Annotated in this window: 25 protein-coding genes; 3 read left to right on the forward strand and 22 right to left on the reverse strand. The window is 58.2% G+C overall.

Translation table 11 applies throughout. The annotated features are described in order from the left end of the window. From tadA to ACWKV9_RS25350, 6 genes are all read right to left on the reverse strand, one after another. Window positions 1–483, reverse strand: coding sequence for a tRNA adenosine(34) deaminase TadA (gene tadA / locus ACWKV9_RS25325; RefSeq protein WP_483838844.1), 483 nt, complete (start codon window positions 481–483; stop codon window positions 1–3). After that, a complete protein-coding gene (locus tag ACWKV9_RS25330) occupies window positions 483–1,856 on the reverse strand; it encodes a multicopper oxidase family protein (RefSeq protein ID WP_483838845.1) in 1,374 nt (457 codons plus the stop codon). Before ACWKV9_RS25330 ends, tadA begins: the two co-directional genes overlap by 1 nt. Before the next feature lie 162 nt (window positions 1,857–2,018). Continuing rightward, complete coding sequence (guaA, locus tag ACWKV9_RS25335) at window positions 2,019–3,596, reverse strand: glutamine-hydrolyzing GMP synthase (protein ID WP_483838846.1); 1,578 nt, start codon at window positions 3,594–3,596, stop codon at window positions 2,019–2,021. 147 nt (window positions 3,597–3,743) lie between these two features. Further along, complete coding sequence (guaB, locus tag ACWKV9_RS25340) at window positions 3,744–5,213, reverse strand: IMP dehydrogenase (protein WP_483838847.1); 1,470 nt, start codon at window positions 5,211–5,213, stop codon at window positions 3,744–3,746. Between the two features lie 138 nt (window positions 5,214–5,351). Continuing rightward, window positions 5,352–5,900 carry a sugar ABC transporter ATPase gene (locus ACWKV9_RS25345; protein ID WP_483838848.1) on the reverse strand — a complete coding sequence of 183 codons (549 nt, stop codon included), beginning with the start codon at window positions 5,898–5,900 and terminating at the stop codon, window positions 5,352–5,354. A gap of 73 nt (window positions 5,901–5,973) precedes the next feature. Continuing rightward, the gene (locus ACWKV9_RS25350) at window positions 5,974–6,702 is read right to left on the reverse strand and encodes a sulfite exporter TauE/SafE family protein (RefSeq protein ID WP_483838929.1); all 729 of its coding nucleotides are present in this window, start codon (window positions 6,700–6,702) and stop codon (window positions 5,974–5,976) included. A gap of 305 nt (window positions 6,703–7,007) precedes the next feature. Here ACWKV9_RS25350 and xseA point away from each other — a divergent pair, with 305 nt between their 5' ends. From xseA to leuA, 3 genes are all read left to right on the forward strand, one after another. Beyond that, entirely contained in the window at window positions 7,008–8,387 is a 1,380-nt protein-coding gene (xseA, locus tag ACWKV9_RS25355; protein ID WP_483838930.1) for an exodeoxyribonuclease VII large subunit, read from the forward strand. A gap of 16 nt (window positions 8,388–8,403) precedes the next feature. After that, window positions 8,404–9,255 carry a peptidoglycan DD-metalloendopeptidase family protein gene (locus ACWKV9_RS25360; RefSeq protein WP_483838849.1) on the forward strand — a complete coding sequence of 284 codons (852 nt, stop codon included), beginning with the start codon at window positions 8,404–8,406 and terminating at the stop codon, window positions 9,253–9,255. A 415-nt stretch (window positions 9,256–9,670) separates the two neighbouring features. Then, window positions 9,671–11,350, forward strand: coding sequence for a 2-isopropylmalate synthase (leuA, locus tag ACWKV9_RS25365; RefSeq protein ID WP_483838850.1), 1,680 nt, complete (start codon window positions 9,671–9,673; stop codon window positions 11,348–11,350). A 151-nt stretch (window positions 11,351–11,501) separates the two neighbouring features. On the opposite strand, the gene ACWKV9_RS25370 is transcribed toward leuA, so the two are convergent. From ACWKV9_RS25370 to hscA, 16 genes are all read right to left on the reverse strand, one after another. Further along, complete coding sequence (locus tag ACWKV9_RS25370; protein WP_483838851.1) at window positions 11,502–11,909, reverse strand: hypothetical protein; 408 nt, start codon at window positions 11,907–11,909, stop codon at window positions 11,502–11,504. A gap of 128 nt (window positions 11,910–12,037) precedes the next feature. Further along, complete coding sequence (locus tag ACWKV9_RS25375) at window positions 12,038–12,478, reverse strand: hypothetical protein (protein WP_483838852.1); 441 nt, start codon at window positions 12,476–12,478, stop codon at window positions 12,038–12,040. Window positions 12,479–12,537: 59 nt separating this feature from the next. Then, entirely contained in the window at window positions 12,538–13,329 is a 792-nt protein-coding gene (locus tag ACWKV9_RS25380) for an amidohydrolase (RefSeq protein WP_483838853.1), read from the reverse strand. Further along, window positions 13,317–14,465, reverse strand: coding sequence for a pyridoxal phosphate-dependent aminotransferase (locus tag ACWKV9_RS25385; RefSeq protein ID WP_483838854.1), 1,149 nt, complete (start codon window positions 14,463–14,465; stop codon window positions 13,317–13,319). Before ACWKV9_RS25385 ends, ACWKV9_RS25380 begins: the two co-directional genes overlap by 13 nt. A 117-nt stretch (window positions 14,466–14,582) precedes the next feature. Beyond that, entirely contained in the window at window positions 14,583–16,049 is a 1,467-nt protein-coding gene (gene der / locus ACWKV9_RS25390) for a ribosome biogenesis GTPase Der (protein WP_483838855.1), read from the reverse strand. A 151-nt stretch (window positions 16,050–16,200) separates the two neighbouring features. Continuing rightward, on the reverse strand, window positions 16,201–17,352 hold the full coding sequence (bamB, locus tag ACWKV9_RS25395; protein WP_483838856.1) for an outer membrane protein assembly factor BamB: 1,152 nt from the start codon (window positions 17,350–17,352) through the stop codon (window positions 16,201–16,203). Further along, window positions 17,345–17,986, reverse strand: a complete 642-nt coding sequence (locus ACWKV9_RS25400) for a YfgM family protein (protein WP_483838857.1) — start codon at window positions 17,984–17,986, stop codon at window positions 17,345–17,347. Before ACWKV9_RS25400 ends, bamB begins: the two co-directional genes overlap by 8 nt. A gap of 39 nt (window positions 17,987–18,025) precedes the next feature. Next, the gene (gene hisS / locus ACWKV9_RS25405) at window positions 18,026–19,315 is read right to left on the reverse strand and encodes a histidine--tRNA ligase (protein ID WP_483838858.1); all 1,290 of its coding nucleotides are present in this window, start codon (window positions 19,313–19,315) and stop codon (window positions 18,026–18,028) included. 33 nt (window positions 19,316–19,348) lie between these two features. Beyond that, complete coding sequence (ispG, locus tag ACWKV9_RS25410; RefSeq protein ID WP_483838859.1) at window positions 19,349–20,458, reverse strand: flavodoxin-dependent (E)-4-hydroxy-3-methylbut-2-enyl-diphosphate synthase; 1,110 nt, start codon at window positions 20,456–20,458, stop codon at window positions 19,349–19,351. A gap of 3 nt (window positions 20,459–20,461) precedes the next feature. Continuing rightward, complete coding sequence (locus ACWKV9_RS25415) at window positions 20,462–21,478, reverse strand: RodZ domain-containing protein (RefSeq protein ID WP_483838860.1); 1,017 nt, start codon at window positions 21,476–21,478, stop codon at window positions 20,462–20,464. Continuing rightward, on the reverse strand, window positions 21,478–22,236 hold the full coding sequence (pilW, locus tag ACWKV9_RS25420) for a type IV pilus biogenesis/stability protein PilW (protein WP_483838861.1): 759 nt from the start codon (window positions 22,234–22,236) through the stop codon (window positions 21,478–21,480). The genes ACWKV9_RS25415 and pilW overlap by 1 nt, the downstream gene beginning before the upstream one ends. A 27-nt stretch (window positions 22,237–22,263) precedes the next feature. Continuing rightward, window positions 22,264–23,412, reverse strand: a complete 1,149-nt coding sequence (gene rlmN, locus ACWKV9_RS25425) for a dual-specificity RNA methyltransferase RlmN (RefSeq protein ID WP_483838862.1) — start codon at window positions 23,410–23,412, stop codon at window positions 22,264–22,266. Window positions 23,413–23,442: 30 nt separating this feature from the next. Then, entirely contained in the window at window positions 23,443–23,868 is a 426-nt protein-coding gene (gene ndk, locus ACWKV9_RS25430) for a nucleoside-diphosphate kinase (RefSeq protein WP_002552482.1), read from the reverse strand. 90 nt (window positions 23,869–23,958) lie between these two features. Continuing rightward, complete coding sequence (gene iscX, locus ACWKV9_RS25435) at window positions 23,959–24,159, reverse strand: Fe-S cluster assembly protein IscX (RefSeq protein WP_483838863.1); 201 nt, start codon at window positions 24,157–24,159, stop codon at window positions 23,959–23,961. Between the two features lie 15 nt (window positions 24,160–24,174). Continuing rightward, a complete protein-coding gene (fdx, locus tag ACWKV9_RS25440) occupies window positions 24,175–24,516 on the reverse strand; it encodes an ISC system 2Fe-2S type ferredoxin (RefSeq protein WP_483838864.1) in 342 nt (113 codons plus the stop codon). A gap of 3 nt (window positions 24,517–24,519) precedes the next feature. Next, complete coding sequence (hscA, locus tag ACWKV9_RS25445) at window positions 24,520–26,382, reverse strand: Fe-S protein assembly chaperone HscA (protein ID WP_483838865.1); 1,863 nt, start codon at window positions 26,380–26,382, stop codon at window positions 24,520–24,522.

The following is a 26,382-nucleotide window of genomic DNA, read 5'->3' on the forward strand; positions in this document are numbered from 1 at the left end:
TCAACCCTTCGCTCTTCTCATCCTGAAAAACTCGCTCAACATCGCCCCGCACTCTTCCCCCAGCACCCCGCCCTCGAACAACACGCGGTGGTTGAGAAACGGCTGGGTGAAGAACTGGCCCTGGCTCTGCACGATGCCTGCCTTTGGCTCAAGCGCCCCATACACCACGCGGTTGATTCGGGAATGAACGATCAAACCGGCGCACATGCTGCACGGCTCAAGGGTGACGTACAGCGTGCTGCCGGGTAACCGGTAATTGCTGAGGGCCTGGGCGGCGTTTCGGATGGCGACCATTTCGGCGTGAGCGCTGGGGTCGCTGCCACTGATTGGGCAGTTGAAACCACGGCCAATGATCTCGCCGTCCTGAACCACTACGGCGCCTACAGGCACTTCGCCCAAGACTGCGCCCTGGGCTGCGAGGGCCAGGGCTTCACGCATGAAATGTTGATCGCGGCTGCGATCAATGATTTGCGGCTGGCGCATTACGAAACCTCGATAGCTGCCATAAGACCTGTTTCCATGTGATCGATCACATGGCAGTGGAACATCCACACGCCCGGATTATCCGCCACCAGCGCAACGCGTGCGCGCTCGTTTCTGCCCAGTAAAAAGGTGTCGGTGAAATACGGAATAATCTTCCTGCGATCCGAAGCGATGACTTTGAAGCTCATGCCATGCAGGTGAATCGGATGCTGATACTGGGTCATGTTCTTCAATTCGAAGATGTAACTCTTGCCCTTTTCCAACTTGGCAATCGGACGATCCGCACAGGTCTTGTCGGTGATGTCCCACGCTTGACCGTTGATTTGCCAGAGGCTCGGCGGCTTGCCGTTATCGACATTGACCGACACGGCCCCGGCCCACTCGATATTGAAGTTGAGCTTTTCGGCTGCCTGCAGATCCGGCTCGGCAACGGGATTGGCTGGCAGCTGCGCAGGCCATTCGCCAGGTTTGTCGTTGCTGGCGACCGAACGAAACGTCCCCAATCGCACAGGGCCATTGCGCAGCGCAATCTCCTCTCCCACCGCTGGCGCCTTGATCGCCAGACAAATTCTCATGCCCGGCCCCAGCCAGTAATCTTTGCCTAGCGGGCGCGGCGCGACGGGATTGCCATCGAGCGCGTAGATCTGCGCCTCGGCGCCCGGCAGGTTCAGCCGGTAGGTCACGGTGTTGTCGAGATTGAGGATGCGCACCCGTACGATCTGCCCGGCTGGCAAATCGATGACGCCCTGAGGAATGCCGTTGATGCTCGACAGCCGCCCCGCCGTGCCTTCGCGCGCCGCCTCACGCGTAACGCTGAACGGCGTAAAAGCGCCCTCCTCATCCACGTGCCAGCTCTTGAGGCTGACCGTGCGCTCATGAGCAAACCCGGTGGGCTCGCGCTCCTCGACAATCAGCGGTCCGACAAGCCCGCGCCCCAGTTCTTCGCTGCTGCTGACGTGGGGGTGATACCAATAACTACCGGCATCGGGCACGCGAAACTTGTAGTCGAAATACTCGCCTGGCTTAACTGGCAGCTGCGATACGTAAGGCACGCCGTCCATTTCCAACGGCAATCGAATGCCGTGCCAATGGATCGTGGTCTCGACCTCCAACTGGTTGATAAAGCGCACCCGAAGCCAATCACCCTGCCTGACCCGCAATTCGGTCCCCGGCACCGAACCGCCGAATGCCCAGGCCGAGGTCTGATGGCCAGCAACCAACTCGACATCCAGCGGCGCGGCGATCAGCTCGTAATCGTATCCCTCCCCCGGACCGGCACGCCCCAGCCAATACCGCGATGCCCCGCCCGCCCCCAATCCAACGACGGCAAGACCGGCCAGACCTCCGAGTATTTGTCGACGGGTAAAAGACATGGATGAGTGGCACCTTGAAATTTCGGGAGAATGAAGCGCTGGCGAGTCAGTGCGCGAGGGGCAAATAAGATACACCCGCATTTGGAATAAAATAAGGGCAGCCTGGGCTGCCCTTATGGGTCAAAACGTTTCAGCGCCGAAATGGCTTCGGCGCTGTTTGCATCATTCCCACTCAATCGTCGCAGGCGGCTTGCTCGACACGTCGTAGGTGACGCGGGAGATGCCTTCGATTTCGTTGATGATGCGACCGCTGACGGTTTCCAGCAGCTCGTATGGCAGGTGAGCCCAACGTGCGGTCATGAAGTCGATGGTTTCAACGGCTCGCAGTGCAACAACCCACGCGTAACGACGGCCATCGCCTACAACACCCACGGATTTCACGGGCTGAAACACGACGAACGCCTGACTGACTTTGTGGTACCAGTCGGCCTTGCGCAGCTCTTCGATGAAGATGTGGTCAGCGCGACGCAGCAGGTCGGCGTATTCCTTTTTCACTTCACCCAGGATACGCACGCCCAGACCCGGCCCCGGGAATGGGTGGCGATAGACCATGTCGTACGGCAGGCCGAGTTCCAGACCCAGACGACGCACTTCATCCTTGAACAGTTCGCGCAGGGGCTCGACCAGTTTCAGGTTCATTTCTTCCGGCAGGCCGCCCACGTTGTGGTGCGACTTGATCACGTGGGCCTTGCCGCTTTTGGCGCCAGCCGACTCGATCACGTCTGGATAGATCGTGCCCTGGGCGAGGAACTTGATGTTGTCCAGCTTGCAGGACTCGGCATCGAAGACGTCGATGAAGGTGCGACCGATGATCTTGCGCTTCTTCTCCGGATCGCTTTCGCCTGCCAGGTTGTTGAGGAACTGGTCTTGAGCATTGGCACGGATCACTTTGACGCCCATGTTCTCGGCGAACATGGCCATCACTTGCTCGCCTTCATGCAGGCGCAGTAAGCCGTTGTCGACGAAGACGCAGGTCAGCTGATCGCCAATGGCCTTGTGCAGCAACGCCGCGACCACGGAAGAATCGACGCCGCCGGACAGGCCCAGCAGCACATTGTCGGTGCCGACTTGAGCGCGGACTTGAGCGATGGCGTCTTCGGCAATCTTCGAAGGGGTCCACAGCGCTTCGCAGCCGCAGATGTCGAGGATGAAGCGCGAGAGGATGCGACCGCCCTGTTTGGTATGGGTCACTTCAGGGTGGAATTGCACGCCGTAGTAACCGCGAGTGTCGTCAGCCATGCCAGCGATCGGGCAGCTTGGGGTGCTAGCCAGCAGGTGGAAGCCTTCGGGGATCTGAGTCACTTTGTCGCCGTGGCTCATCCACACGTCGAGGCCGAAAACGCCGTCTGCATCGACGTGGTCTTCGATGCCGTCGAGTACGCGGCTCTTGCCGACAACGTCGACACGGGCGTAGCCAAACTCGCGCATCTCGGAGCCTTCAACGCGACCGCCCAACTGCTCGGCCATGGTCTGCATGCCGTAGCAGATGCCGAACACCGGAACACCAAGGTCGAACACCGCCTGTGGCGCACGCGGGCTGTCAGCCATATGCACAGACTCCGGACCGCCGGCGAGGATGATCCCGCGCGGTGCGAATTCGCGAATCGCTTCATCGTCCATGTCGAACGGATGCAGCTCGCAGTAAACGCCAATCTCACGCACGCGGCGGGCGATCAACTGGGTGTACTGGGAACCGAAGTCGAGGATAAGGATACGGTGGGCGTGAATGTCGAGGGCCATGAGAGGTCTCTGATGTAGCAGCTTCAAGCCTTAAGCTTCAAGCTGCAAGGGTATTGAGGGAGCTGCAGATCCGTGGCGGCTGCGCGGTGAGGCGCTACCGCCACGGATCGCTTGTAGCTTGTGGCTTATAACTTGCGGCTGGAGGCGTTAGCCGACGCGATAGTTCGGCGCTTCCTTGGTGATCTGCACGTCGTGAACGTGAGACTCAGCCATACCAGCGCCAGTGATGCGCACAAATTCCGGCTTGGTGCGCATCTCGTCGATGTTGGCGCTGCCGGTGTAACCCATGGAAGAACGCAGGCCGCCCATCAACTGGTGAACGATGGCGGTCAGCGAACCCTTGTAGGCCACGCGACCTTCGATACCTTCAGGCACCAGCTTCTCGGCGCCATCGGACGAATCCTGGAAATAGCGGTCCGAGGAGCCTTGGGTCTGAGACATCGCGCCCAGCGAACCCATACCGCGATAAGCCTTGTACGAACGACCCTGGAACAGCTCGATTTCACCCGGTGCTTCTTCAGTACCGGCGAACATCGAACCCATCATCACGCAGTTCGCGCCAGCAACGATGGCTTTGGACAGGTCGCCGGAGAAGCGGATGCCGCCGTCAGCGATCAAGGTAACGTCAGTACCTTTCAGTGCTTCTGCCACGTTGGCGATGGCGCTGATTTGCGGAACGCCGACACCAGCAACGATGCGCGTGGTGCAAATGGAGCCAGGACCGATACCGACCTTGACGCCATCTGCGCCCGCCTCGACCAACGCGATGGCGGCAGCGGCGGTGGCGATGTTGCCGCCAATCACCTGCACGTCAGGGAAGTTCTGCTTGACCCAGCGAACGCGATCGATCACACCTTTGGAGTGACCGTGCGCAGTATCGACGACGATGACGTCTACGCCGGCCGAGACCAGTGCGCTGACGCGCTCGCCAGTGTCTTTACCGGTGCCGACTGCCGCGCCAACGCGCAAACGACCTTGATCGTCCTTGCTGGCGAGTGGGTAGGCTTTGGATTTCTCGATGTCCTTGACGGTCATCATGCCCTTGAGCGCGAACTTGGCGTCGACGATCAGGACTTTTTCCAGGCGGTGCTTGTGCAACAGATCACGTACTTCGTACTTGTCGGCGCCTTCACGTACGGTGACGAGACGTTCTTTAGGCGTCATCACTTCACGAACGGTGGCTTCCATACGGGTTTCAAAGCGCACATCGCGCGAGGTCACGATGCCGACGAGTTCGCCGTCATGCAGGACCGGTACACCGGAGATATTGTGTTGGCGGGTGAGTTCGAACAAATCGCGAACCGTAGCGTCGGCCTCGATGGTGATCGGGTCCTTCACTACGCCGGCTTCGAACTTTTTGACCTTGCGGACTTCGGCAGCTTGCTGCTCGATGGTCATGTTCTTGTGAATAATCCCGATGCCACCTTCCTGAGCCATGGCGATTGCCAGACGGGCTTCAGTGACGGTGTCCATTGCAGCAGAAACGAGGGGGATATTCAGTTCGATGCCACGGGTCAAACGGGTTTTCAGACTGACTTCGTTAGGGAGTACCTCGGAATAACCGGGCACAAGGAGAATGTCGTCGAATGTAAGAGCTTCTTGGCTGATACGCAGCATCGCGGGGGCTCCCGAGCGGGAAATTGGAAGCGCGCCATTATACCCACAGAGGTGCCGGTGCTCAATGTAAAGATCAGTCTATTTAAGAATGACCGTGATCGACGCGCTCTATCGCCAATCGCAGCTGTAACGCTGGTGTCAAAGCCGCACTTTGACGAAAGACACCGGCCGATCAAGACGCTCGGCAAAATCATCCAGAAAACTCTGCTTGAAGTCAGCTTCAAGCCAGTCATTGAAGATGAACCCAAGATTGGAGAATCCACAGGGATCAAGAAACATGAAGCCGTTGATATCGTCTTCATGCCGGCATTCGGGGCAAATAAAGTTATCGGTCTGACCCGGCATCCACTCTTCGAGACTGTCGAACAGCGCCTCACCGATCTCTCGACGACACTCGGGACAGCCCGCCTCTTCGACAAACCCCTGCTGCGGTGTATAGATGCAGCGCTTGAGCACAATCTCCAGACCATTGACCTCTTTGCCATAAGGCAGCGCATCTGGATGTTTGACGAAGCGTCTGGCGCCGGGGGCAATCGCGTAGGCCATCTTGTTATAGCTGCGTCCGCAGGTACTCAGGGCTTCTTCGACCACGTCCAGCTTTACCAGCCAGCGCAAGATGGCGCGGGCCTTGGCTTCGCGGGCCGGGAAGTTGGAGATTTGCGGGACGATGATGCTTTGGGTGTTCATGGCCTGGCCTGTCGCTGACGGTCAACTGAGTGCGGCAGCTTAATGCTGTCGTCGCTAAGGTCAAGTTTAGCCATCAGCCCGCCAGATAGCGGCCAATGAGGGTGATTCCGCTGACCAGCACCAGCCAGGTAACCAGTCGCACGAACATTTCTCGTGAGAGTTTCATGACCAGACGACGCCCGATCCAGGAGCCAATAATCATCGCAGGCAGAATGCACACAGCCAGCAACAGCAGGGAAATCTGCGCGTACACCCCGGTGATCACGAACAGGCTCAAGCGCACGATGGTGCTGCAACTGATCAGTGCATTCTGCGTAGCGCGAGCCTGACTTTTATCGGTCAGTCGCCCATTGAGGTAAATCGCATATAGAAAGCCGCCACTGCCGAAGAGCGCGCCAAACAATCCGCCTACTGTGCCCATCGGGATCGCCCAGCCTGCCGACAGCTGAGTCGGTCGGACCTTGATGGCGAGGCTGTAGACCGAGTAGGCAATGAGGAATATGCCCATGAGCAACAGCAGCAGATCGGACTTGAGATTGAGCAGAAACAGCACACCCAGCGTGCAGCCCACGGCCATGCATGGAACCATCCTCAATAGCTCGGACCTGACCACCTGTTGCCGAGAAGGTAGCAGGTGGCTGAAGGCGGCAAGAAAGTCGAGCATCACCAGCAGCGGGATGATTCGCGACAAGGGCATGAAGTGAATCAAAACAGGGCCTGCCACCAGAGCAGTGCCAAAGCCTGCGATGGCGAACACCAGATAGGCGGCGATCACGCCTAGCTCAATGATCAGCCAATCCATTGGGGTGAACCCCAGCTGATGACTGAACTCGCCCAACAGCCCGGCAACGGTCACAGCGCCTCCTTTCTGAACAGATTGACGGGAAATAATGGGGGCAGACTTTAACCACACGAAAGAAATATACATAGAAGAAATGCCGAACATGTTCTGTAGGAGCGAACTTGTTCGAGAGGGGATTTTTCGGGCTGACTTTGTAAGCGTCTCGCCAACAAGTTGGCTCCTACGGAAAATTGGCGCCGTTCTGGCAAACAGTGGCGCCCATCTCCTGTGGTGACGATCACCCCATTGCCTTTATCATGCCCGCCATGATCAAAGACCCCTTCGCAAGACTCGGCCTCGACCGGGAAGTCCTCACCGTCAGCCAGCTCAACGGCCGCGCTCGTGTGCTGCTGGAGGATGTGTTCTCCAACATCTGGGTAGAGGGCGAAATATCCAATCTGTCTCGACCCGCTTCCGGCCACGTGTATTTCACGCTTAAGGACACCGGCGCCCAGGTGCGCTGCGCGCTGTTCCGGCAGAGTGCAGCCCGAGTGCGTCAGGCATTGAAAGATGGTCTGGCCGTTAAGGTGCGCGGCAAGGTCTCGCTGTTTGAAGGCCGTGGCGATTATCAGCTGATTCTCGACACCGTTGAGCCAGCAGGTGATGGTGCGCTGCGCCTGGCCTTCGATGCGCTGAAAGAAAAACTCAGCGCCGAAGGATTATTCAGTGCCGAACGCAAGGTCGCGCTGCCGTTGCACCCACGGCGCATCGGGATCATCAGCTCACCCACAGGGGCGGTGATCCGCGACATCATCAGCGTCTTTCGTCGTCGCGCGCCGCAAGTGGAACTGACCCTCATTCCCACCGCTGTGCAAGGCCGCGAGGCCATCGCGCAAATCGTGCGTGCGCTGAAACTGGCAGACGGTCGTGGATTCGACGCGTTGATTCTCGCGCGCGGCGGCGGCTCTCTCGAAGACTTATGGTGCTTCAACGAAGAGGCAGTGGCGCGCGCCATCGACGCCTGCGTAACGCCGATTGTCAGCGCTGTAGGGCATGAAACGGATGTGTCGATCAGCGATTTCGTCGCCGACGTCCGTGCCCCTACGCCGTCAGCGGCCGCCGAACTGCTGGCACCCGACTCCAGCGACCTGCATCGCCGGGTCGACAGCCTGCAGCGTCGCTTGATCAGCCGCATGCAGGACCGGTTGATGCGCGAGCAACTGCGACTGGACGGTATTTCCCGCCGCTTGCGACATCCCGGCGAGCGTCTGCGTCAACGGGCACAGCGTCTGGACGATCTGGACATGCGCATGCGCCGCGCGTTCGAGCAACAGATGCACAAGCGCCAGGTGCGTATGAGTCATCTGCAAAGCAGACTGGCGGCGCAACATCCCGGACGCACGCTGGCTTTCCTGCGCCAGCGCCTGGATGTGTTGGCTGAGCGTCTGCCGAAAGCCATCAGGGACAATCTGAAGACCCGTCGCTTGCAGCTGCAAAATCAGGTGCAGACGCTTAACGTTGTCAGCCCGCTTGCAACGCTGGGTCGCGGGTACAGCATTTTGCTGGACGATAAAGGACATGCCATTCGCAGCGCCGGGCAGACCAAAACCGGCCAGCGCCTGACGGCAAAACTGGGCGAAGGCGAGTTGCTTGTTCGAGTCGAGGACAACCACCTCACCCCCGTTACCCTCTCTCTACTGGATTGATCTATTGATGCTCGGTATGACTCGATTTTTCACCACTGTCGCGCTGGCCGCTTGCCTGATCATGCCCGCTTTTGCCGCAGCACCCGCCGAAAGCTTTATTACCCGCGCCTTGAACAAGTCGGTTCCCGGTGGCGTCGCGGTGGTGGATCTGGGCACAGGAACCGAAGCGCCAAAAGCCTCTTATCAGGGCAAACCGGTCATGGTGGTCAAGGAGCAAGGCAACCGCTGGCTGGCGATTGTCGGCATACCGCTGACAGTCAAACCCGGTACTCAGCAATTGGTGGCCAAAGATGCGGGCGGCAACCGTAATCTGTCCTTCGTTGTGGGTAACAAGACCTACCCCGAGCAGCGCATCACGTTGAAAAACCAGCGTCAGGTGAACCCTAACCCGGATGACCTGAAACGCATCGAAGGTGAACTGGCGGTGCAGGTTCAGGCTTATCGCAGTTTCAGCCCAGGCACGCCAAGCAATCTTATTCTTGATAAACCGGTGAACGGGCCGCTGTCGAGCAAGTTTGGCGTGCGCAGGTTCTTCAACGGCGAAGAGCGCAACCCTCATGCGGGGCTGGACTTCGCCGTCCCTGCCGGTACGCCAATCAAATCACCAGCGGCGGGCAAGGTGATTCTGATCGGTAATTACTTCTTCAACGGCAATACGGTTTTTGTAGACCACGGCCAGGGTTTCATCAGCATGTTCTGCCACATGTCGAAGATCGACGTGAAGGTCGGTGATGCCGTACCTCGCGGCGGGATTGTTGGCCGTGTCGGCTCCACAGGCCGGGCAACCGGGCCGCACATGCACTGGAATGTCAGCCTGAATGATGCGCGCGTGGACCCGGCGATATTTATCGGCGCGTTCCAGCCTTAACACTTCCATCTAGAGGAGCGCGCTTGCCCGCGATAGCGGTTTTCTAGACGACGTAATGCCGCTTGGTATGACGTCATCGCGGGCAAGCGCGCTCCTACAATTGACAGCATTGCGGCGGTCGTTGGTGTGCAGCAATAAAATCTCGCTAAGCGGACGATAGACGCAGCATAATCTCGAAAACCTGCACTTTATGCACATTCTTACCAATTTTCCTCAACAGCTTGCCACCTTTCACCCCATTGGATACCGTGGCCGTTATGAAAATCTCTCACACCCTCATTCTGCTGCGTCAGCATCGCTGTCTCAGCCTCGTCAGTGCACGACTGCCAAGCTAATTGCGGTGCCTCGACCCCTGTCTATGCTTCAAGCGGCTGGCCGCCTTTTTTCGGCCCTCAGTATTTAAAGGACTGCTCACATGACCATGCTCAAAGATCCCTCGACCAAGTACCGTGCGTTCCCGGTCATCGATTTGGCCGATCGCACCTGGCCTTCCAAGACCATTACCCAAGTGCCTATCTGGTGCAGTTCTGACTTGCGTGACGGCAACCAATCGCTGATCGAGCCGATGGATGCGGTCAAAAAACTGCGCTTCTGGAAAACCCTGGTTCAGGTCGGCGTGAAGGAAATCGAAGCATCGTTCCCAGCAGCATCTCAAACCGATTTCGACTTCGTGCGCACCCTGATCGAAGACGGGCACATCCCGGACGACACCACCATTCAAGTCCTCACCCAAGGCCGTGAAGATCTGATTGCGCGGACCTTTGAATCGTTGAAGGGCGCCAAGAAGGCCATCGTTCACCTGTACAACGCCACCTCCCCTTCTTTCCGTCGCATTGTCTTCAACCAAGACAAAGCGGGCGTGAAGGAAATCGCAGTAAGCGCCGCCAAACTGTTCGTCAAATATGCGGCCCTGCAGCCAGAGACCCAATGGCAGTTCGAGTACTCCCCTGAAACCTTCAGCGCCACTGAGCTGGAGTTTGCCAAGGAAGTCTGCGACGCCGTGATTGAGGTCTGGAACGCAACGCCGCAGAACAAGGTCATCCTCAACTTGCCCGCTACGGTCGAAGTGGCCACGCCAAACATCTATGCCGACCAGATCGAATGGTTCAGCCGCAACATCACTCGCCGCGACAGCGTAATCATCAGCCTGCACACCCATAATGATCGTGGCACTGGCGTGGCAGCCACTGAACTGGGACTGATGGCCGGCGCCGATCGTGTCGAGGGTTGCCTGTTCGGCAACGGCGAGCGCACCGGTAACGTCGATCTGGTGACAGTGGCATTGAACATGTACACCCAAGGTCTGAACCCACAACTGGACTTCTCCGATATCGACGGCGTGCGCAAAGTCGTCGAAGAGTGCAACCAGATCGCGGTTCACCCACGTCACCCGTACGTGGGCGACCTGGTCCACACGGCGTTCTCCGGCTCGCACCAGGACGCCATACGCAAGGGCTTCTCGCAGCAGAAACCCGACGCCGTGTGGGAAGTGCCGTACTTGCCGATTGATCCAGCTGACATTGGCCGCAGCTACGAGGCCGTTATCCGCGTCAACAGCCAGTCGGGCAAGGGTGGCATCGCCTATCTGCTGGAGCAGGAATACGGCATCTCCCTCCCGCGCCGCATGCAGATCGAGTTCAGCCAGGTAGTTCAGGGCGAGACCGACCGTTTGGGTCTGGAAATGAGCGCCCAGCAGATTTATGCGCTGTTCAAGCAGGAATACCTGCAAGCCAACAAGCCCTACGCGCTTGTCAGCCATCGTCTGCAGGAAGAAAACGGTCACAGCGCCGTCGAAGTCGAGGTATCGGCCAAGGGCGATGGCGAGACCAACCTGCACTGGAGAGGCAAAGGCAACGGCGCCCTCGAAGCGTTGGTATCCAGCCTGCCGGTGGGCGTCGAGATCATGGATTACAACGAGCACGCGATTGGCGCTGGCACCACGGCAAAAGCTGCGGCCTACATTGAACTGCGGGTGAACGGTGATCGTGCGGTCCACGGGGTAGGCATCGACGAAAACATCACTACCGCCAGCTTCCGCGCGTTGTTCAGCGCCTTGAACCGTTCGCTGGTTCAGGCTGAAGCCAAGGCCGCCTAAGTGCTGAATCTGTAGGAGCTAACTTGTTGGCGAGGCAGCCGAAGCGGTCTGTCGGCCAAGATCTCTCGCGAACAAGTTAGCTCCTACTGAAGTCGAGAAATAAAAAGGCCCCGAAGTACAGACTTCGGGGCCTTTTTGTTGAGCAGGGCCATCAAGCGGTCGTGCTGACGCTGCCTTTCATCAACTCAAGCAATGCAGCCTGCTGTGCTGCCAGTTGGGCCATGGTGCCCGAAACCTGTTGCTGGATAGCCATTACTTGCTGGCCTTTTTCTGGCTCAGGCAACTTGCTGTTTTGCGCAACAGCCAACTGTTGCTGCTGCTCCAGTAGACGTTTCTGGGTCTCTTTGATCTGCTCCTGCAGCTGCTTGATCGCCTGCTGCGAAGGCGTGAGGCTTTCGGAGGACTCTGCCTTGCCAGCCGCCCCGGCGGGTTTCATTACGGTGCCACGCAAATCGACGCTCACTGTAGTGGCATCGCTGACTTGAGAGTTATCCGTTTTAACACCAGCAGCGAACACGCTGGAATACGACCCCAAAGAACTCGTATTAATGATGGTCATGGCTGAACTCCTGTTTTATTACAGGCGATATCGGCCATGGCACGTCAATCTGAAGTGCGCCGGTGAGTGTTTTTAATGTTGCCGATCGACGGCCTTTCTCCACGCAAAGGCCACCGTATCTACGCAGATCAAGCGGTGGTGTTGATACTCCCTGACTGCTGCAGTTGCAGGAGTGCCCCTTGCTGAGTGGCGAGCGATGCACTGGTACTCGCAACCTGAGCCTGAATAGCCATCAACCGCTGGGACTTTTCTTCGTCCGAACCTTTGCTTGCCTGAACAGCAGCCAGTTGCTCCTGTTGCTCCTGCAGAAGTTTTTCGGTTTCCTTGATTTGCTGTTCCAGCTTCTCGATCGCCGCTTCACTGGTGCTGCTGCTCGATGAACTGGAACCCCCGCTCGCCCCTGCTGCCCCGCTGGGTGCGCCGGTTTTATCGGTTGCGCCGCTAGAGTCGCTCGCTGTTGCCGAGGTAGTGGTAGCGGCGTCGGCGTCCGCGGTGGTGGCAACGTCTTTCTTCACAGTGACGTTGAAGGAGCTGGCGTAAGTGAGGGAAGAGGCGTTGATCGTGGTCATGACTGAACTCCGGGTTTGGTACTACCGGTATCGACCATCAACGCCCCGACTTCATAGCATTACTGTATCTCGAATGTATCAGCGTCGAGACATGCCGGGAATTTGGTCCGATACGCGCCAAGGCTCTCGGCCGACAGCTTGACTTGAAAGACCCCATCCGCCGCCCCTGCGTTCAGCAAGCTCTCACCTTGAAAATCCAGCACTTGGCTGTCGCCGGTGTAGGAGAAACCTTTGCCATCGGTGCCAACACGATTCACCGCCGCCACGTAGCACAGGTTTTCGATCGCCCGCGCTGGGAGCAAACGGTTCCAGTGCAGCCTTCTCGCCCCAGGCCAATTGGCGGTGTACAGCAACAGGTCCGTGTTGTGAGCGTCGCGACTCCAGACCGGAAAACGCAGGTCGTAGCAAATCAGCGGTCGAATTCGCCAACCCTTGAGCTCGAACTGCACTTGGCGCTCGCCAGCACTGTAGTGCTCATGCTCTCCTGCCATCCGGAACAAGTGGCGCTTGTCGTAGTGCAGTAACTCACCGTCGGGGCGCGCCCAAAGCAGGCGGTTGCGGTGGCTTCCATCATCGGCACGCACGATAACGCTACCTGTAACGACCGCGTTCAGCCGCCTGGCGTGAGCCAGCATCCAGGCTGAGGTCACGCCCTGTACAGGCTCGGCCAGCGTTTCGGACTCCATAGAAAACCCGGTGGTGAACATCTCCGGCAGGACCACCAGATCCACATCACGCACTTCGCTCAACAGCTCATCGAAGTGCGCGTGATTGGCCGGACAGTCGTGCCAGACCAAGGTGGTCTGCACCAACGCCAGGTTGAGATCGGGCAGCAAGCTCAGATCGCGCATAATTTCTCCGCAGCCTGGCGCAACGTCTCTTCGCGCTTGGGAAAACACAAACGAATCAAGCGTTGGCCTTCAGGCGGCTTTTGGTAGAACACAGAAATCGGGATGCTCGCGACGCCATGCTCACGGGTCATCCACAACGACATGTCGACGTCGTTCAAGTCCGGTCGAATATCCGAATAGTCGACGAGCTGAAAGTAAGTGCCCTGGGCACGCGTGAAGATAAAGCGCGACGACTCCAGCTGATTGCAGAAGAAATCGCGTTTGGCTTGATAGAACGCCGGCAGCTCCTCGACATGCTCGGGGTGCTGCGCCATGAAGTCAGCCAATGCCCACTGCAAAGGCGTGACACCACAGAAACCAACAAACTGGTGGATCTTGCGCATCTCGGCAGTCAGTGCTGGCGGCGCCACGACGTAGCCGGTCTTCCAGCCAGTGACGTGATAGGTCTTGCCGAACGAGCTGACCACAAACGCTCGCTGATACAGCTCTTCATGGGCCAAAACGCTGGCGTGCTTCACACCGTCGAACACCAGGTGTTCATAGACTTCGTCGCTGACCAGGTAGATATCGCGATCCCGAATCAACGCCGCCAACTGGTCCAGTTCGCTGCGAGTAATCAATGCACCGCTCGGGTTATGCGGCGAATTGATGATGATCATGCGCGTACGTGGGCTCAGGGCTGCACTGAGTTGTTCCCAGTCAATCGAGAAATCGCTCTGCTTGAGTTGCACATGCACGCAACGCCCACCGGCTAGTTCAACCGACGGCTCGTAACTGTCGTAGCTGGGATCGAAGACGATGACTTCGTCCCCCGCCTGAACGACGGTCTGGATCGCGCAGAAAATCCCATGGGTGGCGCCGGGCGTAATGGTTACTTCGGTGTCGACATTGACCTGACGGCCGTAGGAACGGGCAATCTTGGCTGCTACTTGCTCGCGCAGTGCAGGCAACCCGGTCATCGGCGCGTATTGGTTGTGGCCGTCCATGGTGTGACGGCAGAGCGCCTCGCGCAGCGCGTCCGGGCCGTCGAAGTCGGGGAACCCCTGGGAAAGGTTGATCGCGCCGGTTTCGGCTGCAAGCTGAGACATCACGGTGAAAATGGTGGTGCCAACGTTCGGCAATTTGCTGGTGATCATGAGGTGTCCTGCTCCACACCCGGCTCCTGGACGGCACGGGGACCCGCAGGATAGCTCAGACCGCGCGCACAAAAAAAGGCGCCATTGGCGCCTTTTCGGAGAAAGCCCGTTACATGATCAGCGCTTGTCGCGGCGCTTCTTGTCGGCTTTCTTGTGGTGCGACATCATCCGACGCTTCTTGTTGACCTGACGGTCAGTCAGCGTGTTCTTGTTGCCTTCATACGGGTTCTCGCCGCCTTTGAACTCGATGCGGATCGGCGTACCGACTAGCTTCAGAACGCGGCGATAGGTGTTTTCCAGATAGCGGACATAGGACTTAGGGACCTTGTCGACCTGGTTACCGTGAATCACGATCAGTGGCGGGTTGGCGCCACCCAAGTGCGCGTAACGCAGCTTGATGCGTCGGCTACCGACCATCGGTGGCGCATGCTCGCTGACCGCATCTTCCAGAATCTGGGTCAGGCGGCTGGTTGGCCAGCGGGTGACTGCGGACTTGAACGAGTTCTGCACCGATTGGTACAGGTTGCCCACGCCAGTCCCGTGCAGCGCCGAGATGAAATGAATGTCAGCGAAGTCGACGAAGAACAACCGGCGTTCAAGCTCGGTCTTCACGTAGTCGCGTTCGCTCGGCACCATGCCATCCCACTTGTTCAGTGCGATAACCAAGGCACGACCCGCTTCCAGAGCAAAGCCCAGCAGGTTCAAGTCGTGGTCAACCACGCCTTCGCGCGCGTCCATCACGAAGATCACCACGTTGGCGTCTTTGATCGCCTGCAGGGTTTTGACCACCGAGAACTTTTCAACTTCCTCGTGGATCTTGCCGCGTTTGCGCACACCGGCCGTATCGATCAGCGTGTACTTCTCGTCGTTACGCTCGAACGGGATGTAAATACTGTCGCGCGTGGTGCCCGGCTCGTCATACACGATGACCCGGTCTTCACCGAGCATGCGGTTGACCAGCGTCGATTTACCAACGTTGGGACGACCGATGATGGCGATCTTGATGCCGTCTTTTTCGCTCGGGCCCGGGATGCGCTTGGCTTCTTCGCCTTCAGCGACGATTTCCGGCTCGCCCTCTTCTTCGTCATCGTCTTTTGGAAACGAGCTAAGAGCGATTTCCAGCATCTGCGTGATGCCACGGCCATGCGCACCGGCAACCGGGATCGCATCGCCCATGCCCAACGGGCTGAACTCTGCCCGGGCCAGTTCCGGGTCAATGTTATCGACCTTGTTGGCCACCACGTAAGAGGTCTTGTTGCGCTTGCGCAGGTGCTCGCCAATCATTTGGTCAGCAGCAGTGAAACCGGCTTTGGCGTCAACGAGGAACAGCACGACGTCGGCTTCTTCGATGGCCAGCAGCGACTGCTCGGCCATCTTTTCGTCCATGCCGTGTTCATCACCGGAGATACCGCCGGTGTCGATCAGGATGTAGCTGCGCCCTTGCCACTTGGCCTCACCGTATTGGCGATCACGGGTCAGACCGGACAAATCGCCGACGATAGCGTCGCGAGTCCTGGTCAGGCGGTTGAACAAGGTGGACTTGCCGACGTTCGGTCGACCCACCAGGGCGATTACGGGAACCATGCGGCTCTCCACTTCGTTATTTCAGAAAATACAAAAGCCGCTGCAAGGCAGCGGCCGGAGTTCGGCGCGACACTTAACGTGTCGCGAGCCCTGCCGGAGCAAGGCTGCTGGCGGGACACCTCACTGGAAGTCCCGTCAGCATAGACAGCCACTACTTGATCGTCAGGGCTTCAAGCTTACCGCTGTTGCCAAAGACGTAAATAGTGTTGCCCGATACCAGCGGACGGGCACGCAGGCCATCGCTGTCAATCTTCTCGCGACCGACGAAACGACCGTCGACCTGGCTCAGCAGATGCAGATAGCCTTCCATGTCACCGACCGCGACGTAGCTGGAGAACACTTCCGGCGCGCCCAACTGACGGCGGGCCAACGAATCGTTGCTCCACAGTGCAGTGGAAGAACGCTCATCGATGCCTTCAACTGTGCCGTTGGCCAGGCTCACGTAAACGCTCCCAAAACCTTGAGCTACACCAGCGTAGCTCGACGCATCACGCTGCCAGAGCACGCGCCCGCTTTCCAGTTCCAGACCGGCAACACGACCCTGGTAGGTTGCGACGTAAAGCGTACCGCCAGACAACAGCAGACCACCGTCGATATCAACCACGCGATCCAGCTCAGAGCGACCTTGTGGAATCGCTACGCGCTGCTCCCACGCCGGAACACCGTTGCTGGTCTCAAGCGCAACAACCTTGCCAGTGGACAGGCCAGCAATCGCCAGGTGATTGGTGACGATAGGTGCACCGGTGCCACGCAGGGTCAGGACCGCTGGTGTGCTTTCGTAGATCCAGCGCTGAGTACCGGTGGCCGCATCGAAACCAACCACGCGGTCATCCTGAGTCTGAACCACTACCACGTCGCCGTTGGTTGATGGTGCGGCCAAGACTTCACTGGTCACACGGGCGTGCCATTTTTCTTCGCCAGTAGACTCGTCAAGAACGATGACTTCGCCCTTGAGCGTGCCGACCATGACCATGCCGAAGCCAACGCCAACGGCGCCGGAGACAGGCTTGTCGAGTTCTTTCTTCCAGACCACATCGCCGGTGGAGCGCTTGACCGACATAACGACACCGGTGGTGTCGGCGGCAAAGATGTTTTCGCCTTCGATCGCCGGAATCAGCATGTTATAGGTCTCGCCCTGACCGTCACCGACCGAGCGGCTCCATTGCTTTTGCAGAACCACTTCTTCTTTGAAGTCGGTCAGCTCGGCCGGAGGCAATTCCTTTTTGCTGTTGCTGCTGCAACCCGCGGCCAGTACGGCCAGAGCCAGCAATGCTGCATGTTTCCAACGAATCACGTCACGCATCCCCTTTCGCCAGATCGTCGAGCTTCATTTGTAGGCCACCGACCGCAGCTTCTTCAGACAGCGCGGCTTTAGCTTTTTCGTAGGCAGCGTGCGCATCGTCCGTGCGACCCAGCTGAACCAGCAGATCGCCACGCAGTTCTTCACGGGCAGCAAGGAACGCTTTATCAGCTTGGCCGTCGAGCAGTTTCAGTGCGTCTTCTGGCTTGTTCTGAGCAGCCAGAACACGGGCCAGACGCTGACGAGCGATCTCACCTAGCGTCGGGGTCGCAGGCTTGTCCGCCACGCCTTTCAGCTCAGCGGCAGCATCGTCAAGCTTGCCCGTATCAACCGCGACTTTAGCAACGAAAAGGCTGCCGTACTGGGCGTAGGGAGTCCCGCCAAAATCGCTTTTCAGCTTGCCAGCGATTTCCGCCACACGGCCGGCATCTGCCTGACCGCTTGGTGTCAGCGCGGTTTCCAGCAATTGCTGGTAGAGGGCTGAAGCGCCCTGCGACTGATTGGATTGATACTTTTGCCAGGCTTGCCAGCCCAACACCACGATCAGCGCGAGGAGACCGCCAGTTACCAGTGGCTTGCCATTACGCTGCCACCAATCCTTGACCGCCACCAGCTGTTCATCATCGGTACTCGACACCCCAATACTCCTATTCGCTAAATCCGCTGTTTGTCAGCTTCAACCCTGCACAATGCAGGTGGCCAGGTGCTCGGACAGAGCATCCCAGGCAATATTTTGTTGTTCGCCCTGACCGCGCAAAGGCTTGACGCCCACTTCCTTGCGCGCCAGTTCTTCGTCACCGAGGATCAGCGCATACAAGGCGCCGCTCTTGTCGGCCTTCTTGAACTGGCTTTTGAAGCTGCCAGCGCCAGCATTGACTTGCAGACGTAAGGCAGGAGCCTGATCACGTAGACGCTCGGACAGCGCCAGCGCTGCCAGTTCGGCAGCTTCGCCGAAGGCACACACATAAACGTCGACCGTGCGCGAAATCTCTTCGGGAACTTGCCCCAGTGTTTCAAGCAGCAGGATCAAGCGCTCGATACCCATGGCGAAACCCACGCCAGAGGTAGGCTTGCCACCCATTTGCTCGACCAGGCCGTCATACCGGCCACCGGCACACACTGTGCCCTGGGAACCCAATTGATCGGTAACCCACTCGAATACGGTTTTGCTGTAGTAATCCAGGCCGCGAACCAGCTTTGGGTTGATCACGTAGGGAATGCCAGCGGCATCCAGACGCGCTTTCAAACCTTCGAAGTGGATGCGTGACTCGTCATCCAGATAGTCAGCCAGCTTCGGCGCATCCACCAGAACAGCCTGCGTATCCGGGTGTTTGGTATCCAGCACGCGCAATGGGTTGGTTTTCAGCCGGCGTTGACTGTCTTCGTCCAACTGGCCCAGACGAGCCGAGAGGAACTCGACCAGCGCTTCGCGATAGCGACCACGCGCTTCACTGGTGCCCAGGCTGTTGAGTTCCAGTTTCACCGCATCGCGAATGCCCAACAGCTTCCACAGACGCCACGTCAAGACGATCAGCTCGGCGTCGATGTCCGGACCGTCGAGGTTGAACACTTCCAGGCCGATCTGGTGAAACTGACGATAGCGACCTTTCTGCGGACGTTCGTGACGAAACATCGGGCCAATGTACCAAAGCTTCTGAACCTGACCACCGCCGATGATGCCGTGCTCCAGCACCGCCCGAACGCAAGCTGCCGTGCCTTCAGGACGCAGGGTCAGGGAATCGCCGTTACGATCTTCGAAGGTGTACATCTCTTTTTCGACAATGTCGGTCACTTCACCGATGGAACGCTTGAACAGGTCGGTGAACTCGACAATCGGCATACGAATCTGGCGATAACCGTAGTTATCCAGCAGGCGCGCAACCGTACCTTCGAAATAGCGCCACAGCGGCGTCTGCTCCGGCAGGAGGTCGTTCATGCCACGAATGGCTTGCAGAGGCTTACTCACAAAAAATCCTTAGAAACTGGGTGGGCGGCACTGTCAGCTGCGCAAGATCAAGGCGGCGTCGGCCTCGACCTTCTCGGCCGCTCTCTGACGGATCAAACGTTCCAGCTCATCCACCAGATTGTCATTGGTCAACTTTTGCGCAGGCTTGCCGTCGATGTAGATCAGGTTCGGCGTGCCACCGGTCAAACCGATGTGCGCTTCTTTCGCTTCACCGGGACCATTAACCACACAGCCGATCACCGCAACGTCCAGCGGCACCAGCAAATCTTCAAGTCGCCCCTCCAGCTCGTTCATGGTCTTGACCACATCGAAGTTCTGCCGCGAGCAGCTCGGGCAGGCGATGAAGTTGATGCCACGGGAACGAAGGCGCAGGGACTTGAGGATGTCGTAACCGACTTTTACTTCTTCGACCGGATCAGCTGCCAGCGAAATGCGGATGGTATCGCCAATACCATCGGCGAGCAGCATACCTAGGCCGACGGCCGATTTCACTGTGCCTGAACGCAAACCACCTGCTTCAGTGATGCCCAGGTGAAGCGGTTGCACGATTTGTTTGGCCAGCAGACGGTACGCTTCGACGGCCATGAACACGTCCGAGGCTTTTACGCTGACCTTGAAGTCCTGGAAATCCAGGCGGTCGAGGTGCTCGACGTGCCGCAGCGCGGATTCTACCAGCGCTGCAGGCGTTGGCTCGCCGTACTTTTTCTGCAGGTCTTTTTCAAGTGACCCGGCGTTCACACCGATGCGGATAGGAATGCCGCGATCACGGGCAGCATCCACCACCGCGCGCACCCGGTCTTCACGACCGATGTTGCCCGGATTGATACGCAAACAGTCAACCCCAAGTTCGGCAACGCGCAGCGCGATCTTGTAATCGAAATGGATGTCGGCAACCAGCGGGACTTTGACCAGTTGCTTGATACGACCAAAGGCTTCGGCGGCGTCCATGTCCGGCACGGACACGCGGACGATATCCACGCCGGCAGCTTCGAGACGGTTGATCTGAGCGACCGTGGCCGCGACGTCATTGGTGTCGCTGTTCGTCATGCTCTGCACTGCAATCGGCGCATCTCCGCCGACCGGCACGGAGCCGACCCAGATTTTACGAGATTCGCGACGCTTGATCGGTGATTCGCCGTGCATGACTTATTGCCCTAGCTTCAGGCGAGCAGTTTCGCCGCTGGTGAAAGGTGCGACATCTACTGGCTGGCCGTTGTAACTGACTTGAGCTGCGCGGGCGTAGCCCAGGCGCAGGGTCAGGGGCGGCTTGCCATTGACGTCGATACTGTCGCCCTTGCGCTTCAGGCCGCTGGTCAGGACCTTGCCGTTGCCGTCAGTGACCTGAGTCCAGCAGTCGGCAGTGAATTGAACCTGGACCTGACCAGCACCGGCCGCGACAGGGGCAGCTTCAGCCGTCGCTGCCGGGGCGGTGACAGGCGCTGCGGCCGTTGGGGCTGGCGCTGCGTGTGCAGGTGCGACCGGAGTAGCTGGCGTCGTTGTGCCGTGGACCGGCGCGGTTGCCGTAGTCGCAGGCACCGTTGAAGGTGATGCGGTAATTGGCGCGGCAGGCGTTGACGCGCCGGCAACCGGCTCACTGTTGTTGAGCGGCAGAGGCGAGGAATTGCCGTTCTGCGAGTCCGCGACGGCCTGATCTTCGGGCTCATCGAGCGGGTGAATCTGCGTGGTGCCGTCAGCGCTTTCGACTTCTACATGTTCCATGCCAATGCTGGCGGGCTCTTTGCCGCGCATCGCTGCCTGATCCTGCCACCACAGGAAACCGCCGCCAACCAAGGCAACCAGCAGCAACAGGCTGACGATCCGCAAAATGTTATGGGACAAACGCACCGGCTCTTCGATACGACCCAACGCGTGAACATTGCTGCCTTTGCCGTCGGTGCCGGTGTACTGATCGAACTGACTGACCAGAGCCGCCTGATCCAAATCCATCAATTTGGCGTACGCGCGGATATAGCCCCTGGCGAATGTGTGACCGGGCAGCTTGTCGAAATTGCCGGTCTCCAGATTGCTCAAGGACATCACGGTCAGGTTCAACCTTAAGGCCACATCTGGCAGCGACCAGTTTTTGTTCTCGCGGGCCTGACGCAAGGTCTCCCCAGGATTGGTGCGAGTGGCTGCTACAACTTCGGGATGCGCCGCTTTCATCATTGCTCCGACAGGTATTGCTGATATTCCGGCGTACCGGGATAGAGTCTTTTTAGTTGCAGGCCATAACTGGCTGCCTTGTTACGATCATCATAGATTTTCGCCAACCGCGTACCCAACAGGAGACTACGTGCATTTTGCTCGGCGAGTTGGCTAAACCGGTCGTAAAAGTCGCGTGCTGGCACATAATGCCTGTCTTCGTAAGACAACTCAGCCATTTCCAGCAATGAACGCGGCTGCTGTTGATCCAGACGCAACGCTTTTGAGAAATGCTCTCGAGCTCCTTCCCGGTCGCCCAGCATAACTGCTGTCATGCCAAGGTTTTCAAACACCCGTGCACGCTCGGCATAAAGGTTGTCATTGGCCGCCTGCTGGAATCGCTCGTAGGCGTCTTTGTACCGCTTCTGACTGTACAAAAAGCTGCCGTAGTTATTGAGGATCCGGGCGTCCTTGGGGCGAGAGGACAACGCTTTGGCGTAGTACTTGTCTGTGAGTTCCGGCTCTTGCTCGGCCTGAAACACCAGTGCCAGCGCGGCATTGGCATCGGCGTCGGAGCTGTCCAGCTCAAGCGCACTCTTGAGCGGCCCCTTGGCCCGTTCGACTTGCCCCTGCTGCAAGTAACCCAGCCCCAACTGCACATAGGCCTGACGTGCCTCGTCTCGACCCTTGCTGGTACTCAGCGGATCAACATTGCCGGATGAAACGCAACCCACCAGCAACGTGGCAAGACACAGCAATAGCGCAGCGCGCAGGGACATAGAGATCCTCTCAGTCAATTATCGCAGTCAGTTGCGGGACGCAGCGATCTGAGCCCCTTCGGCCTCAGCACTGAGTTCGCGGACAGCGATGTAGCGTTCGCTGCGACGAGTGCGATCCATGACTTGCCCGACCAACTGACCACAGGCGGCATCGATGTCCTCACCGCGTGTGGTGCGCACGGTGACGTTATAACCGGCTTGATGCAATTGATCCTGAAAACGGCGAATTGCGTTATTGCTCGGACGCTCGTATCCCGAGTGCGGGAACGGATTGAACGGAATAAGGTTGATCTTGCAGGGAGTGTCCTTGAGCAGTTCGATCATCTCGATCGCGTGCTCGACCTTGTCGTTGATGTCCTTGAGCATGGTGTACTCAATGGTCAGCACGCGCTTTTCGCCCAGCGACGACATGTAGCGACGGCAGGATTCGAGAAGCATCTTCAAAGGGTATTTCTTGTTGATCGGTACCAGCTGATTACGCAGCGCGTCGTTTGGTGCGTGCAACGAGAGTGCCAGGGAGACGTCGATGTGCTTGGACAGCTCATCGATCATCGGTACCACGCCGGAGGTGGACAGCGTCACCCGACGTTTTGAAATGCCGTAACCCAGGTCATCCATCATCAGATGCATGGCAGCCACGACATTGTCGAAGTTCAGCAATGGCTCGCCCATCCCCATCATCACCACGTTGGTGATGGCGCGGTCGACGGTTGCCGGGACACTGCCAAAAGATTTGTTGGCAATCCACACTTGGCCAATGACTTCGGCGGCGGTGAGGTTGCTGTTGAAGCCTTGCTTGCCGGTAGAGCAGAAACTGCAATCCAGCGCGCAACCCGCCTGGGACGAAACGCACAACGTGCCGCGCTTGCCCTGAGGGATGTAAACGGTTTCTACGCAGCTGCCGGACTCGACACGGACGACCCATTTACGGGTGCCGTCGGTAGAAATGTCCTCGCTGACGACTTCAGGACCACGAATTTCGGCCTGGTTCTTGAGCTTCTCGCGCAAGGGCTTGCTGACGTTGGTCATGGCGTCGAAATCATCGACGCCAAAATGGTGAATCCACTTCATTACCTGACCGGCGCGGAAGCGTTTTTCCCCGATTGACTCGAAGAATTTTTCCATTTCCGGCTGGGTCAGACCCAACAGGTTTGTTTTGCCAGTCAATGCTGTCATGAATTCACCCTCGCTCGTTGGCCAAAAGGCTTATCGAGCGGTTACTTCGGTAGCTGCGAAGAAGTACGAGATTTCACGAGCAGCGGCTGCTTCGGAATCGGAACCGTGAACAGCGTTGGCGTCGATGGAATCAGCGAAGTCAGCACGGATGGTGCCAGCTGCAGCTTCTTTAGGGTTGGTAGCGCCCATCAGTTCGCGGTTCAGAGCGATAGCGTTTTCGCCTTCCAGAACCTGAACGACAACCGGACCGGAAATCATGAAAGCAACCAGGTCGCCGAAGAAACCGCGAGCGCTGTGCTCAGCGTAGAAACCTTCTGCTTCGGCCTTGGACAGTTGCTTGAGCTTCGAAGCGACAACGCGCAGACCGGCTTTTTCAAAACGGGTAGTGATCTCGCCGATAACGTTTTTAGCAACAGCGTCAGGCTTGATGATCGAGAAAGTACGTTGAACAGCCATGGTGTAACTCCAGAAACAGTGATTAATGCGAAAAATTAAACCCGCGAATTATACGCGGGTTCTGGTGTATTGCCTAACGTGCAAAAATGATCAGGCTATTTCGTCGGCCCAAAGCGTCTGGACTGCCTCCAACACCTTCTCGCCTACCCGGCCAGAGGTGTCATCGAAATCCGGCAGTTGCTTGATCATCTGCGGTAGCTTCACGAAACTCACAGAATAAGGGTCGACGCCCGGATGGACCTCGGCCAGCTCTTCTGCAATCCGTTGAACGTCATTCCAACCGTAGCTCATGACTGGCTTCCTGAATCAGTGCGGCGCTTCGGCGGCATGGTTGAGGGAGTATTTCGGGATTTCGACCGTCAGGTCCTGCGTCCCGACCTTGGCCTGGCAGGACAGCCGGGAATGCGCCTCCAGACCCCAGGCACGATCCAGGAAATCCTCTTCCAACTCATCCGCTTCTTCAAGTGAGTTAAAGCCCTCACGGATGATGCAGTGACAAGTGGTGCACGCGCAGACCCCACCACAAGCACTTTCGATCTCGATGTGATGCTCATGAGCCAGTTCGAGAATCGATTGACCGACCTCCGCTTCTACAACCATGCCATCCGGGCAATGCTCGGCGTGTGGCAGAAATATGACCTGCGGCATCAGTTATTCCTCAATCTCATTCAGGTTGCGTCCTGACAGGGCGGCCTTCACCGTCGAGTCCAGGCGACGGGCAGCGAAGGCATCAGTCACTTGCGACAGACGCTTGGTCTGCTGCTCAATGGCCGCACCGTCGGTGCCCTTCATCAATTCACGAAGTTCATCCATCTGCAGATCAATGACCATGCGCTCTTCGGCATCCAGCAAGCGCTCGCCGTCGGCATCAAGCGCGCCCTGGACAGCTTCGAGCAGGCGCTCGGCATCAACCTGCTGCTCGCGCAGAACACGGGCTACCTTGTCGTCGCTGGCGTATTGAAACGAATCCTTGAGCATGCGAGCGACTTCGCCGTCAGTCAGGCCGTAGGATGGCTTGACCTGAATGCTCGATTCCACACCTGACGCCAGTTCGCGGGCAGCAACGCTAAGCAGACCGTCGGCGTCGACTTGAAAGGTGACACGGATTTTCGCAGCACCGGCAACCATGGCTGGAATGCCGCGCAACTCAAAACGCGCCAACGAACGGCAATCGCTGATCAGCTCACGCTCGCCCTGCAAAACGTGAATCATCATGGCCGACTGGCCGTCTTTATAAGTGGTGAAGTCCTGGGCGCGGGCGACGGGAATAGTGGTGTTGCGCGGAATCACCTTTTCCATCAAGCCGCCCATGGTTTCGAGCCCCAACGACAGCGGAATCACATCCAGCAGCAGCAATTCGCCGCCGTCGCGCTTGTTGCCAGCGAGAGTATCAGCCTGAATAGCCGCGCCGATGGCAACCACCTGATCAGGATCAATCTCGGTCAGCGGTTGACGCCCGAACATCTCTGCTACGGCGTCACGCACGCGGGGCACTCGGGTAGAACCGCCCACCATGACCACCGCTTCGACTTCATCGAGTTCAATACCGGAATCACGAACAGCGCGACGGCAAGCCTTGAGGCTGCGCGCGACCATCGATTCGATCAGGCCGTTAAAGCCTTCACGGGTCAGAACTGCACTCCATTGGCCGTAGGCAACATCAACCGACTGGCTGTCGGTCAGCGCTTCTTTCGCCGCGCACGCAGCTTGCAACAGGCTACGCTGAGCCGAAGGATCCAGATCATCGGAAAGGCCCGCTTCGGCAATGATCCAGCTGGCGATGGCGTGATCGAAATCATCACCACCCAACGCGCTGTCGCCGCCAGTGGCCATGACTTCAAATACGCCGCCAGTCAGTCGCAGAATCGAGATATCAAAAGTACCGCCGCCCAGATCGTAGATAGCGACGATGCCTTCGGCATTTTGGTCCAGGCCATACGCAACGGCAGCTGCAGTCGGCTCGTTGAGCAAACGCAGTACATTCAGACCGGCCAGCTTCGCCGCATCCTTGGTGGCCTGACGCTGGGAGTCGTCAAAATATGCAGGGACGGTAATGACCGCTCCCACCAGCTCACCGCCCAAAGTGGCTTCAGCGCGCTGACGCAGAACTTTCAAAATGTCGGCGGACACTTCAACCGGGCTTTTAGGGCCCTGAACCGTGTCAATGAACGGCATGTGGGATTCGCCGCCGATGAAGCGGTAAGGCATCTGCTCACCCAAATGCTTCACGTCAGCAATGCCACGCCCCATGAGACGCTTGACCGAGATGATCGTATTGAGGGGATCGGAGGCGGCGGCAAGCTTGGCCGACTGCCCTACTTCCACGCGATCGGCGTGATAACGGACAGCGGACGGCAGGATAACTTCACCGTCAGTATCGGCCAGCGGTTCGGAAACACCACTGCGCAATGCAGCAACCAGCGAGTTGGTGGTGCCGAGATCAATCCCGACGGCCAAACGGCGCTGGTGAGGTTGTGGACTTTGGCCAGGTTCGGCGATCTGCAGTAGAGCCAT

The organism is Pseudomonas corni (assembly GCF_057128765.1).

Coding starts and splice junctions, on each gene's coding strand:
- tadA (WP_483838844.1), bottom strand. CDS start 483: ATGCGCCAGCCGCAAATCATTGATCGCAGCCGCGATCAACATTTCATG.
- ACWKV9_RS25330 (WP_483838845.1), bottom strand. CDS start 1,856: ATGTCTTTTACCCGTCGACAAATACTCGGAGGTCTGGCCGGTCTTGCC.
- guaA (WP_483838846.1), bottom strand. CDS start 3,596: ATGGCCCTCGACATTCACGCCCACCGTATCCTTATCCTCGACTTCGGT.
- guaB (WP_483838847.1), bottom strand. CDS start 5,213: ATGCTGCGTATCAGCCAAGAAGCTCTTACATTCGACGACATTCTCCTT.
- ACWKV9_RS25345 (WP_483838848.1), bottom strand. CDS start 5,900: ATGAACACCCAAAGCATCATCGTCCCGCAAATCTCCAACTTCCCGGCC.
- ACWKV9_RS25350 (WP_483838929.1), bottom strand. CDS start 6,702: ATGGATTGGCTGATCATTGAGCTAGGCGTGATCGCCGCCTATCTGGTG.
- xseA (WP_483838930.1), top strand. CDS start 7,008: ATGATCAAAGACCCCTTCGCAAGACTCGGCCTCGACCGGGAAGTCCTC.
- ACWKV9_RS25360 (WP_483838849.1), top strand. CDS start 8,404: ATGACTCGATTTTTCACCACTGTCGCGCTGGCCGCTTGCCTGATCATG.
- leuA (WP_483838850.1), top strand. CDS start 9,671: ATGACCATGCTCAAAGATCCCTCGACCAAGTACCGTGCGTTCCCGGTC.
- ACWKV9_RS25370 (WP_483838851.1), bottom strand. CDS start 11,909: ATGACCATCATTAATACGAGTTCTTTGGGGTCGTATTCCAGCGTGTTC.
- ACWKV9_RS25375 (WP_483838852.1), bottom strand. CDS start 12,478: ATGACCACGATCAACGCCTCTTCCCTCACTTACGCCAGCTCCTTCAAC.
- ACWKV9_RS25380 (WP_483838853.1), bottom strand. CDS start 13,329: ATGCGCGATCTGAGCTTGCTGCCCGATCTCAACCTGGCGTTGGTGCAG.
- ACWKV9_RS25385 (WP_483838854.1), bottom strand. CDS start 14,465: ATGATCACCAGCAAATTGCCGAACGTTGGCACCACCATTTTCACCGTG.
- der (WP_483838855.1), bottom strand. CDS start 16,049: ATGGTTCCCGTAATCGCCCTGGTGGGTCGACCGAACGTCGGCAAGTCC.
- bamB (WP_483838856.1), bottom strand. CDS start 17,352: ATGCGTGACGTGATTCGTTGGAAACATGCAGCATTGCTGGCTCTGGCC.
- ispG (WP_483838859.1), bottom strand. CDS start 20,458: ATGCACGGCGAATCACCGATCAAGCGTCGCGAATCTCGTAAAATCTGG.
- ACWKV9_RS25415 (WP_483838860.1), bottom strand. CDS start 21,478: ATGAAAGCGGCGCATCCCGAAGTTGTAGCAGCCACTCGCACCAATCCT.
- pilW (WP_483838861.1), bottom strand. CDS start 22,236: ATGTCCCTGCGCGCTGCGCTATTGCTGTGTCTTGCCACGTTGCTGGTG.
- rlmN (WP_483838862.1), bottom strand. CDS start 23,412: ATGACAGCATTGACTGGCAAAACAAACCTGTTGGGTCTGACCCAGCCG.
- ndk (WP_002552482.1), bottom strand. CDS start 23,868: ATGGCTGTTCAACGTACTTTCTCGATCATCAAGCCTGACGCTGTTGCT.
- iscX (WP_483838863.1), bottom strand. CDS start 24,159: ATGAGCTACGGTTGGAATGACGTTCAACGGATTGCAGAAGAGCTGGCC.
- fdx (WP_483838864.1), bottom strand. CDS start 24,516: ATGCCGCAGGTCATATTTCTGCCACACGCCGAGCATTGCCCGGATGGC.
- hscA (WP_483838865.1), bottom strand. CDS start 26,382: ATGGCTCTACTGCAGATCGCCGAACCTGGCCAAAGTCCACAACCTCAC.